Consider the following 401-nt stretch of genomic DNA (forward strand, 5'->3'; position numbering starts at 1 on the left):
CCTGCTTTTGGTGCTTTTTCTGCATCTGCATTCTTCGTTAAGTCTGCTGCTGGAATTACTGCTGTCTTACCTTCTGGAGTTGTAACTGTCGCTTTTCCTTTGTCATCTACAACTACTGTTGCATCTGGATTTACAGCTTTAACTTTATCTTCGATCGCTTTCTTCTCAGCATCTGTAAGTTTTTCTGGATTTGCTACTACAGTCTTATCTGCTGGTTTAACGATGTCGTTGCCTGCGTTTGGTTTCGTTGCGTCTGCTGCTGACTTAGTCAAGTCTGCTGCTGGAATTACTGCTGTCTTGCCTTCTGGGGTTGTAACTGTCGCATTTCCTTTGTCATCTACAACTACTGTTGCATCTGGATTTACAGCTTTAACTTTATCTTCGATCGCTTTCTTCTCAGC

1 protein-coding gene is annotated in these 401 nt (G+C 42.6%); it reads right to left on the minus strand.

What is annotated here, in order from left to right:
- Positions 1 to 401 (minus strand): MiiA motif-containing surface protein (locus tag N8L39_RS09265; RefSeq protein ID WP_419991714.1); only part of this gene is annotated, 401 nt, incomplete at both ends.

Origin of the sequence: Streptococcus mitis (assembly GCF_946190285.1) — a bacterium.
Lineage (GTDB): Bacteria > Bacillota > Bacilli > Lactobacillales > Streptococcaceae > Streptococcus > Streptococcus mitis_CP.